Annotated in this window: 17 protein-coding genes; 8 read left to right on the top strand and 9 right to left on the bottom strand. The window is 63.4% G+C overall.

Translation table 11 applies throughout. The annotated features are described in order from the left end of the window. Positions 1 to 156 precede the first annotated feature (156 nt). From purQ to purC, 4 genes are read right to left on the bottom strand one after another with little or no spacing between them, the layout of a single operon-like run. On the bottom strand, positions 157 to 828 hold the full coding sequence (purQ, locus tag J2858_RS11490; protein WP_210104945.1) for a phosphoribosylformylglycinamidine synthase subunit PurQ: 672 nt from the start codon (positions 826 to 828) through the stop codon (positions 157 to 159). Next, positions 825 to 1082, bottom strand: a complete 258-nt coding sequence (locus tag J2858_RS11495) for a hypothetical protein (RefSeq protein ID WP_210104946.1) — start codon at positions 1080 to 1082, stop codon at positions 825 to 827. The genes purQ and J2858_RS11495 overlap by 4 nt, the downstream gene beginning before the upstream one ends. Before the next feature lie 24 nt (positions 1083 to 1106). Then, positions 1107 to 1349: a phosphoribosylformylglycinamidine synthase subunit PurS gene (purS, locus tag J2858_RS11500; RefSeq protein WP_210104947.1), complete on the bottom strand. Its 243-nt coding sequence runs from the start codon at positions 1347 to 1349 to the stop codon at positions 1107 to 1109. A gap of 18 nt (positions 1350 to 1367) precedes the next feature. Continuing rightward, a complete protein-coding gene (gene purC / locus J2858_RS11505; protein WP_210104948.1) occupies positions 1368 to 2132 on the bottom strand; it encodes a phosphoribosylaminoimidazolesuccinocarboxamide synthase in 765 nt (254 codons plus the stop codon). A 237-nt stretch (positions 2133 to 2369) separates the two neighbouring features. Between purC and J2858_RS11510 the strand changes: the two genes are divergently transcribed. Continuing rightward, a complete protein-coding gene (locus tag J2858_RS11510) occupies positions 2370 to 2684 on the top strand; it encodes an ATPase inhibitor subunit zeta (protein WP_245365729.1) in 315 nt (104 codons plus the stop codon). A 57-nt stretch (positions 2685 to 2741) separates the two neighbouring features. Here the strand turns inward: J2858_RS11510 and J2858_RS11515 are convergent, their stop codons facing one another. From J2858_RS11515 to J2858_RS11535, 5 genes are all read right to left on the bottom strand, one after another. Further along, complete coding sequence (locus tag J2858_RS11515) at positions 2742 to 5228, bottom strand: sensor domain-containing protein (RefSeq protein ID WP_210104949.1); 2487 nt, start codon at positions 5226 to 5228, stop codon at positions 2742 to 2744. Between the two features lie 193 nt (positions 5229 to 5421). Next, on the bottom strand, positions 5422 to 5976 hold the full coding sequence (locus J2858_RS11520; RefSeq protein WP_210104950.1) for an RBBP9/YdeN family alpha/beta hydrolase: 555 nt from the start codon (positions 5974 to 5976) through the stop codon (positions 5422 to 5424). Between the two features lie 249 nt (positions 5977 to 6225). Next, entirely contained in the window at positions 6226 to 7527 is a 1302-nt protein-coding gene (gene purB / locus J2858_RS11525) for an adenylosuccinate lyase (protein WP_210104951.1), read from the bottom strand. Between the two features lie 128 nt (positions 7528 to 7655). Further along, positions 7656 to 8339, bottom strand: a complete 684-nt coding sequence (gene rpe / locus J2858_RS11530) for a ribulose-phosphate 3-epimerase (RefSeq protein WP_210104952.1) — start codon at positions 8337 to 8339, stop codon at positions 7656 to 7658. Between the two features lie 177 nt (positions 8340 to 8516). Then, a complete protein-coding gene (locus J2858_RS11535; protein ID WP_210104953.1) occupies positions 8517 to 9617 on the bottom strand; it encodes a branched-chain amino acid ABC transporter substrate-binding protein in 1101 nt (366 codons plus the stop codon). Positions 9618 to 9862: 245 nt separating this feature from the next. Between J2858_RS11535 and J2858_RS11540 the strand changes: the two genes are divergently transcribed. From J2858_RS11540 to J2858_RS11570, 7 genes are read left to right on the top strand one after another with little or no spacing between them, the layout of a single operon-like run. Next, complete coding sequence (locus J2858_RS11540) at positions 9863 to 10312, top strand: flavin reductase (RefSeq protein ID WP_210105234.1); 450 nt, start codon at positions 9863 to 9865, stop codon at positions 10310 to 10312. Between the two features lie 23 nt (positions 10313 to 10335). Then, positions 10336 to 11265, top strand: coding sequence for an AAA family ATPase (locus J2858_RS11545; RefSeq protein WP_210104954.1), 930 nt, complete (start codon positions 10336 to 10338; stop codon positions 11263 to 11265). A gap of 4 nt (positions 11266 to 11269) precedes the next feature. Further along, positions 11270 to 12523: a vWA domain-containing protein gene (locus J2858_RS11550; RefSeq protein ID WP_210104955.1), complete on the top strand. Its 1254-nt coding sequence runs from the start codon at positions 11270 to 11272 to the stop codon at positions 12521 to 12523. After that, positions 12520 to 12840, top strand: coding sequence for an XdhC family protein (locus tag J2858_RS11555; protein ID WP_210104956.1), 321 nt, complete (start codon positions 12520 to 12522; stop codon positions 12838 to 12840). The genes J2858_RS11550 and J2858_RS11555 overlap by 4 nt, the downstream gene beginning before the upstream one ends. Beyond that, positions 12840 to 13538, top strand: coding sequence for an XdhC family protein (locus J2858_RS11560; RefSeq protein ID WP_210104957.1), 699 nt, complete (start codon positions 12840 to 12842; stop codon positions 13536 to 13538). The genes J2858_RS11555 and J2858_RS11560 overlap by 1 nt, the downstream gene beginning before the upstream one ends. Then, entirely contained in the window at positions 13535 to 15220 is a 1686-nt protein-coding gene (locus tag J2858_RS11565) for an NTP transferase domain-containing protein (protein ID WP_210104958.1), read from the top strand. Before J2858_RS11560 ends, J2858_RS11565 begins: the two co-directional genes overlap by 4 nt. Before the next feature lies 1 nt (position 15221). Then, entirely contained in the window at positions 15222 to 15545 is a 324-nt protein-coding gene (locus J2858_RS11570; RefSeq protein ID WP_210104959.1) for a TfoX/Sxy family protein, read from the top strand. Positions 15546 to 15548 lie beyond the last annotated feature (3 nt).

Raw genomic sequence — 15548 nt, forward strand, 5'->3', positions numbered from 1 at the left:
GGTCCGGTTGAAGAAAAGTGCGGATGGACGCGCCGCAAACCGGACCCGGTTCAACGGCGTGTCGCGTGTGACAAAATCCTGTGCGCCGGACATGTCAAAAGGATGTCCGGCGCCAGGGTCGTCTGGCGGATTTTTTAAGGGCGCCCGGTTGCCGCTTCAGGCGGCGATGACGTCGAGAGCCGAGGCAAAGATGCCGCGACCATCCGTGCCGCCGTGGGCGGCCTCGATCAGGTTTTCCGGATGCGGCATCATGCCGAGCACATTGCCCGCCTCGTTGACGACGCCGGCAATATCCAGCATCGACCCGTTCGGGTTGGTGCCTTCCGCATAACGGAAGACCACCTGATTGCGGTCGTTCATCGCCTTCAGCGTCTCGGCCTCGACGAAATAATTGCCGTCATGGTGGGCAACGGGGCAGCGGATGATCTGGCCCGGAGCATAGGCGCGGGTGAAATCCGTCTCGGCATTCACCACTTCGAGCTTGACCTGCTTGCAGACGAATTTCAGCGAAGAATTGCGCATCAGGGCGCCCGGCAGCATGCCGGCCTCGACGAGGATCTGGAAGCCGTTGCAGACGCCAAGAACCTTGACGCCCTTCTCTGCCTTTTCGCGGATGGCCTGCATCACCGGCATGCGCGCGGCAATCGCGCCGCAGCGCAGGTAATCACCATAGGAAAAGCCGCCGGGAATGACGATGAGATCGACATCCGGGATTTCCGTCTCGGTCTGCCAGACGGTGACCGGCGCCTGGCCGGAAATGCGGGTGAGGGCGGCAATCATGTCCCGGTCACGGTTGAGGCCGGGGAGCTGGACGACGGCGGACTTCATGGGTGGGGCTCAAACCTTGCTTGTGCTTCTGCCAGTTCTCGAAGTTCGAGACGGTTTTCGATACGGTCGAGACGCAACTCGTGTCGCGCCAAAGTCGTGTGAAGGTTATGGATATCCTGATGCAGGGCCACGATTGCGCCCCGCATCGCGTTCACTTCGGCCTTTATTTCGCGCTGGCCCAGCTTCACATCCGCAATATCCGCATGCATTCGCTTCAAAAGCTCGTACATGAGGTCGTTGGAAATATCGGCCATGCGAAATGTCTCCGCTGATGCTCCCTAGAGCAGAGCGATAGAATAGTTCTCGATGACCGTATTGGCCAGCAGCTTTTCGCACATGGCCTTCAGGTCCTCTTCCGCCTTGACGCGGTCGGACGTGTCGAGTTCGAGGTCGAACACCTTGCCCTGGCGGATCTGGTGGACGCCTTCGAAGCCGAGGCTGCCGAGCGCCCCTTCGATGGCCTTGCCCTGCGGATCCAGAACGCCATTCTTCAACGTGACGGTTACGCGTGCCTTGATCACTGACTGCTCCTGACGGCTTTACTGGACGAGAACCGGGCCGGTGCCACGGATCGGTTCGTTTTCGTTGATGATGCCGAGACGGCGGGCCACCTCGGAATAGGCTTCGACCAGGCCGCCCATGTCGCGGCGGAAACGGTCCTTGTCCATGCGCTCCTTGGTCTCGATGTCCCAGAGGCGGCAGCTGTCGGGCGAGATCTCGTCGGCAAGGATGATGCGCATCATGTCGCCTTCGAAGAGGCGGCCGCATTCGATCTTGAAATCGACGAGCTGGATGCCGACGCCGAGGAAGAGGCCCGACAGGAAATCGTTGACGCGGATGGCGAGCGCCATGATGTCGTCAAGCTCGGCGGGGTTTGCCCAGCCGAAGGCGGTGATGTGCTCTTCCGACACCATCGGATCGTTGAGCGCATCCGACTTGTAGTAGAATTCGATGATCGAGCGCGGCAGGACCACGCCTTCCTCGATGCCCAAGCGCTCCGACAGGGAGCCGGCGGCGACATTGCGCACGACGATCTCGAGCGGAATCATCTCCACTTCCTTGATCAGCTGCTCGCGCATGTTCATCCGGCGGATGAAATGGGTGGGAATGCCGATCTTGTTCAGGTGCGTGAAGATATATTCCGAAATCCGGTTGTTGAGCACACCCTTGCCATCGATGATGTCGTGCTTCTTCTTGTTGAAGGCGGTCGCATCGTCCTTGAAGAACTGGATGAGCGTGCCCGGTTCCGGGCCCTCATACAGGATCTTGGCCTTGCCCTCGTAGATACGGCGGCGACGGTTCATGGGTTCTTATCTCGTCTGGTTGGGCGTCTGTGTGACGCCGTGGATGGCGTTTGAGCGGTCCCATAACGGAAAACGGTCCGTTTCACAATGCGGGCCGGGGGCACATTGTGCGGGATGAAGCCAGGGGGGAAGGAATCGTTCACCGTGACCCTACACGCTTTGGCAAATTTTCTCGGGCAGTTTCGCATCGTCTGGCCGGAGCGCCACGATCATAGCGTATCTCAGCGGGGACGGGGAATGATTACATTACGTGACAGGGCGCGCGCGCTCGAAAACAGGTATGCCTTCGAGCAGACGCTTCAGTTTCGGGCTGAAGCACGGCGCAACAAGCTGCTGGGCCTATGGGCGGGGCAATTGCTGGGCAAGGACAATCCCATCGCCTATGCCGAGGAATTCGCCATCTGGGCCGTGGAGAACCCGAACGACCAGCACCTGCTCAACCGGTTGCGCGACGAATTTGCCGCCGCCGAAGTGCGTTTTGACGAGGTGGACCTGGCCGGCCGGCTGAACCAGATGCTTGCCGAAGTGCTGGAGGACATGCGCGCGGACTGATCCGCTCTTTCGCGGGGCCTGACCCGGCAAACGAAACCGACGAAATGCTCTGGTACGTCAGCAGCAGATGGCGTGCCAGCTCCCGGCCCGGATGAACGGCCCGATCTCCTCGAACGGCATCGGCCGCGCAAGCGCAAAACCCTGCAGGACATCGCAGCCAAGTTCCTGCAGGATTCGGGCATGATCCATGGTCTCGACGCCTTCGGCGACGACCTTGATGTTGAGGGATTTGCCGATCTCGACGATGGAACGGGCCAGTTTTCTCTGGCTTGCCGATTGCGGCAGCTGCCGGACAAGCTGGCGGTCGATCTTCAGGGCGGCCGGGTTGAGCCGCAGCAGGCTGACGATGGAGGCATGGCCCGAGCCGAAATCGTCGATCTCGATCTCGATGCCGAGCGATTTCAACTGCTCCAGCGTCTGCAGCACGTCGTCGCCGCAGTCATCAAGGAAGGCGGATTCCAGAAGCTCGAAGGAGAGCGATCCGGTCGGGATGTTCTTTCTCCTCAGCTTGCGCAAGAGGGCCGGATCGAGCAGCCGGCGGTAGGACACATTGGCCGAGATCTTTGGGACCGGGACACCCTGTGCCTCCCATTTCACAAAATCCTGCAGCGCCTGGTCGAGGATGATGCCGTCGATTGCGGCCACCACATCGATGTCTTCGGCGATCGACAGAAAGCTGTCGGGTGTCAGCAGGCCATGGCGGGGGTGCTGCCAGCGGGCGAGCGTTTCGGCGCCGCAGACTTCAAGCGTTACAGCATCGAACTGCAGCTGATAGGCCGCCTGGAACTGGCCCTCCTCGATGGCGGCCAGGATATCATCCGCCGTGCGCTTGGCCCGCACGATTTCCAGGTGTGTCTCCTGCGAGTAGAATTCGTGGCGGTTGCGCCCGGCATTCTTGGCGCGGTAGAGCGCCATGTCGGCATTGATCAGCAATTGCTTGGGCTCGACCGCCATGCCTTGCGTCCAGGCGATGCCGATGCTGGCGCCGAAGCGGCATTCGCGCCCCTCATGCACCACGGGCTTGCGCATTTGCCGGATGATCCGGTTGGCAAGACTGGACAGCTTTCGCGTGCCGCCGGTCGCCGGCGTCAGGATCACGAATTCGTCTCCACCGATGCGCGCCACGAACTGGTCAGGCCCGGCATTGTCGCGCAGCACCAGCGCCGCATGGCGCAGGATCGAATCGCCGGCATTGTGGCCCAGCGTGTCGTTGATCTGCTTGAAGCCGTCCAGATCGATATGCAGGACCGCAAGCGAGCGCCCCTCGCGCCCGCAGGTGCGGGCCTGCTCCACCAGCACGGCATCGAGATAGCGGCGGTTGGGCAGACCGGTCAGATAATCATGCATCGCATTGTGTTCGATATTGACACGGGCCGATTCCAGTTCGCGGTTGCGGGCTTCGGCGAGAAGCCTTGCCCGCTCCAGTTCCTGGTGGAGCGTGACGTCCTTGCTGATGTCCCAGTTGGCGCCGACCATCTTCAGGTGCCCGTCGGTATCGACAAAGGTCATCGAGCAGCTGCGGATCACCCGTTCACCGCCGCTTGCGGTGATGATGCGGTACTGATCCCAGTAACGCTCGTTCTGCTGTGTGTTGACCGCGACATTGTTCAGCACACGCTCGCGATCCGAAGGATGCAGGAAGTTTTCCCAGGTCTGGCCGACAGCCACCGGCATTGCCGGATCAAGCCCGTAGATGTCGTACATGCGCTCATCCCAGTAGACGTCCCCGGTCACCAGGTCGGCCTCGTAAACGCCGATGCCAGAAATGGCGAGCGCCATTTCGAGCCGCCGCGACATCTGCGCGCGACCATGTTCGGCATGTTTGCGGTCCGTCACGTCCGTATCGGTACCGACCACGCGCAGCGCCCGTCCGTCCGGCGCCCGTTCGATGCAGGCGCCGCGACATTCGATCCAGATCCAGTGGCCGTCCGCATGGCGCTCGCGGTACTGGAACATCTGGTATTCCGGGTCTCCCGCCTCCTGGCGCTCCATCGCATGCAGCGTGAAATCGACATCGTCCGGATGCAGGAGCGTCAGCCAGGCTTCCTTGCTCGGCGGCAGCGGATCATCCGGCGCCATGCCGCGGATCAGCCGCCAGGTCGGGGAATAGTATTTCTGCCCGATGCCATAGTTGTGATCCCAGACGCCGGAAACGGAGCTGACAAGGGCGCTGTTCCAGCGGGTTTCGCGCGCCGCAATCTCCTCCTCGGCGCGTTTTTGCCGGGTGATGTCACAAAGCTGCAGAAGGATGAGCGACCCGTCTGCGGTCTCCGTCTCCGGTCGGGCGCAGGTGGCAAGCGCCCATTTGATCGCTCCATCGGCCATCGGCAGGCGAAGCTCGACACTGGAGGGCACGACGGCTTGCGGCAAACCGGCCTGCGCCAGCATCAGTTCGAGCGCAGGGCGATCCCTTGGATCCAGCAGGGCCGAAAGGGTCAACGCATCGGCGGCAACCGAAGGGCGCTGCCACGCCGCCTCGAAAGCCCCATTGGCATGCAGCAGGCGACTGCTTACCCTGTCGATGAGCACGGTTGGAAACGGCATCCGGCCGACGATGTCCGCGACAGATGCAGGCACATCGTCAGCGGTCCGCTTCGCACACGGGACATGAACATCGTCGTCGGGCTTCACCAGCGCACTTCCCCCGCAGTATGATCAACGCTCGGGAATGAGCTTAGCGGACTTGCGCGACGTGAGGCGAACAATTTGCTACAACCTCGCCTTATTTTATCGTTGTCTAAGGCTTCAGCCCGGACAAGAACTTGGCAAAGACCATCGTCCCTTCCGGCCAGGGTCCATGACCCGATTCGGCGTTGATATGGCCGGCTTCACCGGCATCGATCAGCAGGGAGCCCCAGGCATTGGTGATATCGTCCGCATGCTCGTAAGAACCGAAGGGATCGTTGCGGCTGGCAATCGTCAGCGAGGGAAACGGTAGCGGATCGCGCGGATAGGGTCCGAACGTCATCAGATGCTTGGGGCGAATGCCGGGATTGGCGACATCGGGCGGTGCGACCAGAAAGGCGCCGGCCACCTTCTGGCGAAACTGCGGAATGGCATGGATGGCCGCGGCAACGCCCAGCGAATGGGCAACCAGCACCACCGGCCGCGACGAGGCGTTCACCTCGTCGGCCACGCGCGCCACCCAGTCTTCGCGCACCGGTTTCGACCATTCGGCCTGCTCGACCCGGCGTGCGGTCTGCAACTTGCCCTCCCAGCGCGTCTGCCAGTGGGCAGGGCCTGAATTGGTGTAGCCGGGAATGATGAGAATATCTGCGTCGGAAGCCTTCATGCCCCCTTATCTGCTAGCGGCCGGGTTCCTCGTCAAGAGAAGAGCGCATGCAAGGTGCGCAAAATCACGGGGCAACGCGTCCTATTTTGACTGAAGATGCGAGGCTATAGCCCAGGAAAGTCACCGGTTCGTCGGGGACGCCGCCGGCGACCACAGACGTTTGGCCGTCCCGTCAAGAGAGCGATAAAACGCAATCAGCCGGCGCAGTTACCCGCGCCGGCTGACGATCAGAATCATATTGGAGAGGCCTCAGCCGAAAACGCGCCGGAAAATCGTGTCGACATGTTTCGTGTGATAGCCGAGGTCGAACTTTTCGCGGATGACCTCTTCGGACAGGGCGGCGCGCACCTCCTGGTCGGCGAGCAGTTCCTCCAGAAAGTCCTTGCCCTGTTCCCAAACCTTCATGGCGTTGCGCTGCACGAGGCGATAGCTGTCTTCGCGCGACACGCCGGCTTGCGTCAGCGCCAGAAGCACACGCTGGGAGTGAACAAGTCCGCGGAACTTGTTGAGGTTCTTCATCATGTTCTCAGGATAGATCACCAGCTTCTCGATGACGCTGGCCAGACGATGCAGCGCGAAATCAAGCGTCACGGTGGTGTCCGGGCCAATGGCGCGCTCGACGCTCGAATGAGAAATGTCGCGCTCGTGCCAGAGGGCGACGTTTTCCAGGGCGGGCACGACGGACATGCGCACGAGGCGGGCAAGGCCGGTGAGGTTTTCGGTGAGCACGGGATTGCGCTTGTGCGGCATGGCCGAAGAGCCCTTCTGGCCGGGCGAGAAGAACTCTTCCGCTTCCAGAACTTCCGTGCGCTGCATGTGGCGGATTTCGATGGCGACATTTTCAATCGACGAGGCAATCACGCCGAGCGTCGCAAAGAACATGGCATGACGGTCACGCGGAATGACCTGCGTGGAGACCGGCTCCGGCGTCAGTCCGAGCTTTTCGCAGACATGTTCTTCGACGCGCGGATCGATATTGGCAAACGTGCCGACGGCGCCGGAAATGGCACCGGTGGCAATCTCGGCGCGGGCGGCAACAAGCCGGGCGCGGTTGCGCTGCATTTCGGCGTAGAAGCGGGCAAAGGTCAGGCCCATGGTGACCGGCTCGGCATGGATGCCGTGGCTGCGGCCGATGCGCACCGTGTCCTTGTGCTCGAAGGCCCGGGTCTTCAGCGCCGACAGCAACCGGTCCATGCCGGCGATCAGGATATCGCTCGCGCGCACCAGCTGAATGTTGAACGTGGTGTCGAGCACGTCCGACGAAGTCATTCCCTGGTGGACGAACCGGCTGTCGGGGCCGACGAATTCGGCAAGATGCGTCAGAAACGCGATCACGTCATGCTTGGTGACGGCCTCGATCTCGTCGATGCGCGCGACGTTGAATTCGGCAGCGCCGCCCTTTTCCCAAATGGTTTTCGCCGCATCCTTCGGGATCACGCCAAGCTCCGCCAGAGCATCGCAGGCATGTGCCTCGATCTCGAACCAGATGCGGAATTTTGTTTCGGGCGACCAGATGGCGACCATTTCAGGCCGGGAATAACGCGGGATCATCGGCGGATTTCCTTAAGGAGACAGCAAAATTTGGCCCGCTTTAGCAAGAACCACCCGCAATCTCAACGCAGGACGCACTGAGAAGTCTTCGGGTGGCGCGCCAGGCGAGCAGGCGCGAAACAACCGCGTCAGGCCGCGCCTGCTTCGGCATTGTGGCGTAAGGCCGTTACATTGGTGCGATAGGCTTCGATATCGCCGCCCTTGTAGATCGCCGAGCCTGCGACGAAAACATTGGCGCCGGCCCGGGCCGCATCGCCGATGGTCTCCGTCGTGATGCCGCCATCCACTTCAAGCTCGATCGGACGGCTAGCGATCAGCGCACGGGCGGCGCGGATCTTGTCGAACATGGCCGGAATGAATTTCTGGCCGCCAAAGCCCGGATTGACGCTCATGATGAGAATGAGGTCGACATCGTCGAGCACGTTTTCAATCACCGACAGCGGCGTTGCCGGATTGAGCGTGACGCCGACCTTCTTGCCGAGCGAGCGTATGGTCTGCAGCGAGCGGTGCAGGTGAACACCGGCCTCCGCATGCACGGTGATGCTGTCGCAGCCGGCCTTGGCAAAGGCTTCCAGATAGGGATCGGCCGGCGTAATCATCAAATGGCAATCGAAAAAGGCGGTGGTGTGCGGGCGAAGCGCCTTGATCACATCGGGGCCGAAGGAAATGTTCGGCACGAAATGGCCGTCCATCACATCGAGATGCACCCAGTCGGCGCCGGCGTCCACGACATCGCGCACCTCCTGGCCGAGCCTGGAAAAATCGGCGGCAAGGATGGATGGGGCAATGCGGATGGGCAGGGACTGGGACATAAACGGGTTCCTTCGGCGGATCAGGGACGGCGCCGGGATCCGTTTAAGGAGCCGCAGGCGCCGGGCAGAAAGGCTTGCCGCAAAGGCCCGTCCTTCCGGTGAAAGGATCAGGCGCCCGGCGGCCGATTTCGGCTCCGCTTAACATTCCGCCTTAGGCGGCACAATGACCGGAAGCCGTCATTTCCGCTCGACGTTTGCCGGCTGAAAGGCGCCGCCGCGCCATTCCTGCAGGCGAAACGGGTTCTCGGCCAGTTCGTGATCGGCACCGAATGTCAGGGGACCCAGCACCGTATCGACCGCAAGACCGGGGAGCGCCTGCACGATTGCGGTCTTGCCGCTGGCTGCCTTGACGCTTGCGGCCCTTGCCATCTGAACGGCCGCATAGGCGGGCAGGGTGTAGCCATCGGCTTCGCTTCCCGTGGCGCGAAGGGCCGCCACGGCAGCGCTGGCTGCGGGCAGGGTCGCGTAATCGACAAGCGCCACCGCAAGGACGCCGTCGGCGAGCGGCACGGGGCGGTCTGCCGCGCGCATCACATCGCCACCGATAAAGGTGAGGGCTGCCTTCTCGGCTGCCGCATCGCGCACCATGACGGACACATCGGCCCGGTCTCCGCCGACAACCACATGCGAGACGCCCGCCTTGACGAGGCGACGCACCAGCGCCAGCTGCTGCTCCTGGCCGGGGCGGAACGTGTCGGCAAAGGCGGGCTTGATGCCACCGGCTTCCAGCTTCTGGCGGATCGCACCGGTGAGTTCCCGGCCATAGATCGTGCCGTCATCGACGAGCGCAATGGACTTGTTCTGGAATTTCGACAGCACGATCTCGGCAAGCCTGCTCGCCTCCTCGCCGTCGACGGGGGCGAGCCGGAAGAAGGGCCAGCCGTAGCGCGTGGCATCCTCCATCAGGATTTTGGAGCGGACCGAAACGGTGATCGCCGCAATGCCCGCCTCTTTCAATAGAGGAAGTGATTCCGACAGCGTTTCGACGCAGAGAAAGCCGATGGCAGCGGTGGCGCCCGCCTGCTTCAGTTTGTCGGCGATCGCCTTGCCGGCGCCCTGTTCGCAGCTTTCGGCAATCGGAATAAGGGTGTCGCCCGCTGCGGCGGCGGCCTTTGCGCCCCGAAGGATCTGCTGGCCGAGCATGGCATAGGGGCCGGCGGTCGGGGCGACCACCCCGATGGTTGTCGCAGACGCCGGCGCGGCCGCCAGACAAACAGCGATAGCGGCGGCAAGAACTGCACCGTGGCGGGGGACGGATGGGATCGAATAAGCGCTCATGGCGCACATTTAGCCGGCCTTTGGCGCCCGTCAAAGCAAATTGCGCGGCAAACGCAGAGACGGGGCCAAATTGCGCCACAGCGTGGACAAGCACAGGCCGCCTTCCCATATGGAAAGGGTGAGGGCAGCCGGTGCGGCTGTCGAGGTCCGCAAGGACGGGGAGGAACCGCGTGACTGTTTCCGACACACCAGAACACGCGCAATCCCTGCGGCAGCCTGTCGATCCGGCTCTCTATCGCAACGGCATGGCGCGCTATGCCGGCCATGTGCAGGCCGTCACCACCGAGTGGCAGGGCGTCCGGCGCGGCGTGACGGCAACGGCTGCCTGTTCGGTGTCGGACGATCCGGCCATCGTTCTGGTCTGCCTCAATGCCGGCAATGCCAGCAATGCGCTCTTCGAACGGAGCGGCATCTTTGCGCTGAATGCGCTGGCGGGGCATCATCAGGCTCTTGCCAAGGCGCTTGCGGGCTTTGATCGGCTGCCGGTGGAGGAGCGGTTTGCGCTGGCGGAGTGGACGGTGCTTGAAACCGGCGCGCCGGTGCTATCCGATGCGCTCGTCTCCTTCGATTGCACGCTCCTCGAAATCCGCCGGATGGCGACCCATCTGGTTCTGTTCGGGCAGGTGGTGGCGATGCATTTCGGCCCGCCCAATCCGCCCCTCATTTATCTGGACCGCGCATTTCACGCGCTGTAGTCTCACCGAAACGGGGGGAAGTCATGACAGATCAGGATGCGCGCCGGCCTCCGGCATCGATCGATGAAACCATTACCTTGCTCAGAGAACAGGATTATCTTGCCGGGCGGGGTCTTGCGACGGTGATCTTTCTGGCGCTTCGCATGCAGCGGCCGCTGTTTCTGGAAGGCGAGGCGGGCGTCGGCAAGACAGAGATCGCCAAGGCGCTGGCAAAAGGCCTCAACCGGCCGCTGATCCGTCTGCAATGCTATGAAGGGCTGGATGTCGCCTCGGCCGTCTATGAATGGAACTATCCGGCGCAGATGCTCGACATCCGGCTTTCGGAGGCGTCCGGTCTTGAAGACCGCGAGCGGCTGGAAGCCAATCTTTATTCCGAACGCCACCTGATCCGCCGGCCGGTGCTGCAGGCTCTGGCGCGCCAGGGCGAAGCGGCGCCCGTCTTCCTCATCGACGAACTGGACCGCACCGACGAAGCCTTCGAGGCCTTCCTTCTGGAAGTGCTCTCCGATTTTCAGGTGACGATCCCGGAGCTTGGCACGATCAGGGCGGCCGAGCCGCCGATCGTCATCATCACCACCAACCGCACGCGCGAAATCCACGACGCGCTGAAGCGGCGCTGCCTCTACCACTGGGTGGATTATCCCGATGCCGCGCAGGAACTGGCGATCCTGAAGCGCAAGGTGCCGCAGGCCGGTGAAGCGCTGTCGCGCCAGGTGGTGGCCTATGTGCAGAAGCTTCGCACGGTGGATCTCTTCAAGAACCCCGGCATTGCCGAAACCATCGACTGGGCAACGGCACTCACCGAGCTTGACCGGCTGGCGCTCGATCCGGAGACGATTTCCGACACGCTTGGGACGCTCCTCAAATACCAGGACGATATTGCGCGCATTCGCGGCGGCGAGGGTGGTGCGTTGCTGGCCGAAGTCAAAGCGGACCTGCTGGCGGCGGGATAGGGCGATGATGACGGGCCACGGCGAAGATTTGCGAGAAGGCAGCGGCACCGACCCGGAGGGACGGCTTGCCGAAAACATTCTCTATTTCTCCCGGGTTCTGCGCCGCGCCGGCCTCAAGACCTCGCCGCAGGCAACGCTTGATGCGGTGGCGGCGGCAGAGGCCGTGGGTATTGGCGCGCGAGAAGAATTTCGGGCAGCGCTTGCCGCCGTCTTCGTCAAGCGGCGCGAGGACATGGCCGTGTTCGATGAGGCGTTCCGCCTGTTCTTCCGCAAGCGCGATCTGGTCGAAAAGATGATCCAGATGATGTCGCCGAAAATCGCCGAGCAGCGCGAGGCGGAGAAGCCGAAGCCGGCCGCGTCGCGTGTTGGCGACAGCCTGGTCGCAGAACAGGCGCGCCCGCAAAAACCGCAGGCGCCGCCGCAGGTGGAGGCCGATGCGCGCTTTACGGCATCCGCCTCGGAAGTCTTGCGGCGCACCGATTTTGCCCAGATGTCTGCCGCGGAACTAGCGGCCGCGCGCCTCGAAATGGCAAAGCTCGTGCTGCCGCTCGACGAGGTCGTGACACGCCGGTTCCAGGCGGCAAACCATCCCGGCCGCATTGATCCACGCGCCACGCTGCGGCAGGCGATGCGCAGCGGCGGCGATATCATGCTGCCGAAATTCCGCCGGCTGCAAAGGCAGGAGCCGCCGCTGGTGGTGCTTGCCGATATTTCCGGCTCGATGAGCCAGTACAGCCGCATCTTTCTGCATTTTGCTCATGCGCTGATGGAAAAACGGCGGCGCACGCATGTCTTTCTGTTCGGCACCCGCTTGACCAATGTCACGCGCAGCTTACGTCAAAGGGATCCGGACGAGGCGCTCGATGCCTGCACCCGGTCCGTCAACGACTGGTCGGGCGGAACGCGCATCGGCGAGACGCTGAAAACCTTCAACCGTCTCTGGGGTCGCCGAGTGCTGGGCGGTGGCGCCGTCGTCCTCTTGATCACCGACGGGCTGGAGCGGGACGGCGTAACGGAGCTGGAGATCGAGATCGATCGGCTGCACCGCTCGTGTCGCCGGCTGATCTGGCTCAACCCGCTGTTGCGTTTTGAGGGTTTCGAGCCCCGCGCCCGCGGTGTGCGGGCCATGCTGCCGCATGTGGACGAGTTTCGCCCCGTGCATAATCTGAATTCGCTGGCGGATCTGGCGCAGGCGCTGTCGGGCAAGGCGACGGCAGGCGCGCGCGACCGCCGTTTCAAGGAAAGGGCTGTCGCATGACCATCATGCTGGATCCGCTTGTTACCGCAGAAACCTGGGCCCGCGAAGGCCGCTCGGTCGCCATTGCCACCGTGATGGAAACCTGGGGCTCGGCGCCACGCCCGGCCGGCAGCCATCTGGTGATCGACGGCGAGGGCAATTTCGAGGGCTCCGTCTCGGGTGGCTGCGTCGAGGGTGCGGTCATCACCGAAGCGCTGGACGTCATCACCTCGGGCGCACCAAAGATGCTGGACTTCGGCGTCGCGGATGAAACTGCCTGGCGGGTCGGCCTCTCGTGCGGCGGGCGCATCCGCGTCTATGTGGAGAAACTCAACTGATGCGGCTCGATCATCTGGCAGAGCTGAATGCCGCACGACGGTCCCGCAAGGCCGTCATCCTGATCACCGATCCGGCCTCCGGCGAGACAGAGGTGTTGGTGGAAGGGCAGCCGGTGCCGGCACAGCTTGCCGAGGCGGCGGAAAAAGTGTTCCGCAGCGGAAAATCCGGGCTGATCGACATCGACGGCCGGCCGCTGTTCTTCAACGTGCACCTGCCGCCGCCGCGGATCGTCGCGATCGGGGCGGTGCATATCACGCAAGGCCTGGCGCGGCTGGCGCCGGTTGTCGGCTATGACCTCACCATCATCGATCCGCGCACGGCCTTTGCCACGCCGGAGCGTTTCGAGGGCGTCGATCTCGTCGCCGATTGGCCGGAGGACGTGCTGAAGGAGCGGTTGCTTGACCCCTACACGGCGGTGGCAGCCGTCACCCACGACCCGAAGATCGATGATTTTGCCCTGGCCGAAGCACTGCGCTGCGGCTGTTTCTATGTGGGCGCGCTTGGCAGCCGCAAGACCCATGGGCGCCGCGTCGAGCGGCTTCTGGAGAGCGGCGTGACGCAGGCGCAGATCGACAAGATCCACGCCCCGATCGGGCTCGATATCGGCGCCTCGAGCCCGGAAGAAATTGCGCTGGCGATCCTGGCTCAGATCGTCGCGGCGTTCCGGCGCCGGTCGCTGTCGGGCGGTGCGACATGATCTTTGGGTCGGTGCCGATTGACGAGGCGCAGGGGGCGATCCTCGCCCACAGCGTGGGCTATCCGGGCGGCCGCGTGTCCAAAGGGACGATCCTTTCGGTGCAGGATATCGCGCTCCTCAAGCAGGCTGGCCTGTCCGAGGTGGTGGTGGCACGGCTTCAGCCGGGCGACCTGACGGAGGATGTGGCCGCCGGACAGCTTGCGGCCTGTCTGGAGAGCGGCGACGTTCGGCTTTCGCCGGCAAGCACGGGCCGGGTGAATATCTACGCGCTGCGAAACGGGTTGTTTCGCGCTGATCGCGACCTGATCGACCGGTTCAACCGGGTCGATCCGGCCATCACGCTCGCCTGTCTGGCCGACCGGGCCCCGGTTGCAGCCGGCGATATGGTGGCAACGGTGAAAATCATTCCGCTCGCCGTGGCGGGCGACAAGGTGGAGGCTGCCAAATCCGTGGCTGCGAAGGGTAAGGCCGTCTCGGTCGCGCCCTACCGGCCCTTTGCCGTCACACTCATACAGACGGAACTGCCGGTGCTGAAAACCTCCGTGCTGGACAAGACCAAAGACCTCCTGTCGCGTAGGCTTGCGCCCTCCGGCAGCGTCATCATCCGCGAGGAGCGCGTGCCGCATCGGGCAGATGCGGTGGCGGCAGCGGTGCGCAGAGCGCTGACCAGGCCGGAGAACGGCGCGCCCCACATGGTCATCCTGTTCGGCGCCTCTGCCGTTTGCGATGGCGAGGACGTGCTGCCTGAGGCCATGCGGCTTGCCGGCGCCACGGTGGAGCAGGTGGGTCTGCCGGTCGATCCGGGCAATCTCCTGGTGCTCGGCTATCAGGGCGATGTGGCGCTGATCGGCGCGCCGGGATGCGCCCGCTCGCCCAAGGAAAACGGCTTCGACTGGGTGCTGAACCGGATCCTGTCGGGCGAGCGCCCACGGGCGGAAGACCTGACGGCGCTTGGAGTGGGAGGATTACTGATGGAAATTCCAGGCCGCCCGCAGCCCCGCGAGCTTGCCGCCAACAAGGGCAGGGCGCTGGTCATCGGGGCCCTGCTGCTTGCCGCTGGCCGCGCAAGCCGGATGGGTGACGCCGGCCACAAGCTGCTGGCCGAATTCGATGGCGTGCCGCTGGTGCGCCGCGTGGCCGAGCGGGCGCTTGCCGCTGCGGCTTCTCATGATGCCGATGGGCAACCGGACAATCGGGGCGAGGAGCAGGTGCCTGCACCGCTCGTCGTTGTGACAGGCCACCGAGGCGCCGAGGTTGCGCAGGCGCTGAGCGGGCTTGACCTCACGCTGGTGGACAATCCCGATTACGCAAGCGGCATGGCAAGCTCGATCAAGGCCGGCCTTGCCTCATCCGCGCTGTCGGACGTGTCGGGCGTGATGGTGCTTCTCGCCGACATGCCGGCGGTGTCCGCGCACGATCTGCAGACGCTGCAGGACGCGTTCCGCAAGGCGGAAGGACGCGCCATCGTGCGGGCGGTCGCCGGCGGCAAGCGCGGCAATCCGGTCATCCTGCCGCGCGCCACCTTCGGCGAGCTGATGGCTCTTCAGGGCGATGTCGGTGCCCGCCACGTGATTGAAACCTGCGGCTTGCCGATCATCGACGTGGAGATCGGGGAAGCCGCCCATATCGATGTGGATACGCCGGACGCGGTGATAGCAGCCGGCGGCCTGTTGCGAGGATAGGATGGACACGCCCGATATCGAAGATCTGTTTTCCGGGCTCGGTGCCATTACCATCCGGCGCATGTTCGGCGGCAAGGGCATCTACCACCACGGCGTTATCTTCGCCATCGACCTGCGGGGCGAGTTGATGCTGAAGGCGGATGCCGAAAGCGCGCCAAAATTTAAACAGGCCGGCGCACGACAGTGGACCTATGAGGGCAAGACCGGCAAGCCGGTGCTGATGCCCTACTGGTCCATTCCCGAGGAAGCCTTCGACGATCCCGACGAGATGACGCGCTGGGCAAGGCTTGCCTATGAGGCGGGCGTGCGCAGCGCAGGTCGCTAATAT

This window comes from Neorhizobium galegae, assembly GCF_017877135.1.
GTDB lineage: Bacteria > Pseudomonadota > Alphaproteobacteria > Rhizobiales > Rhizobiaceae > Neorhizobium > Neorhizobium galegae_A.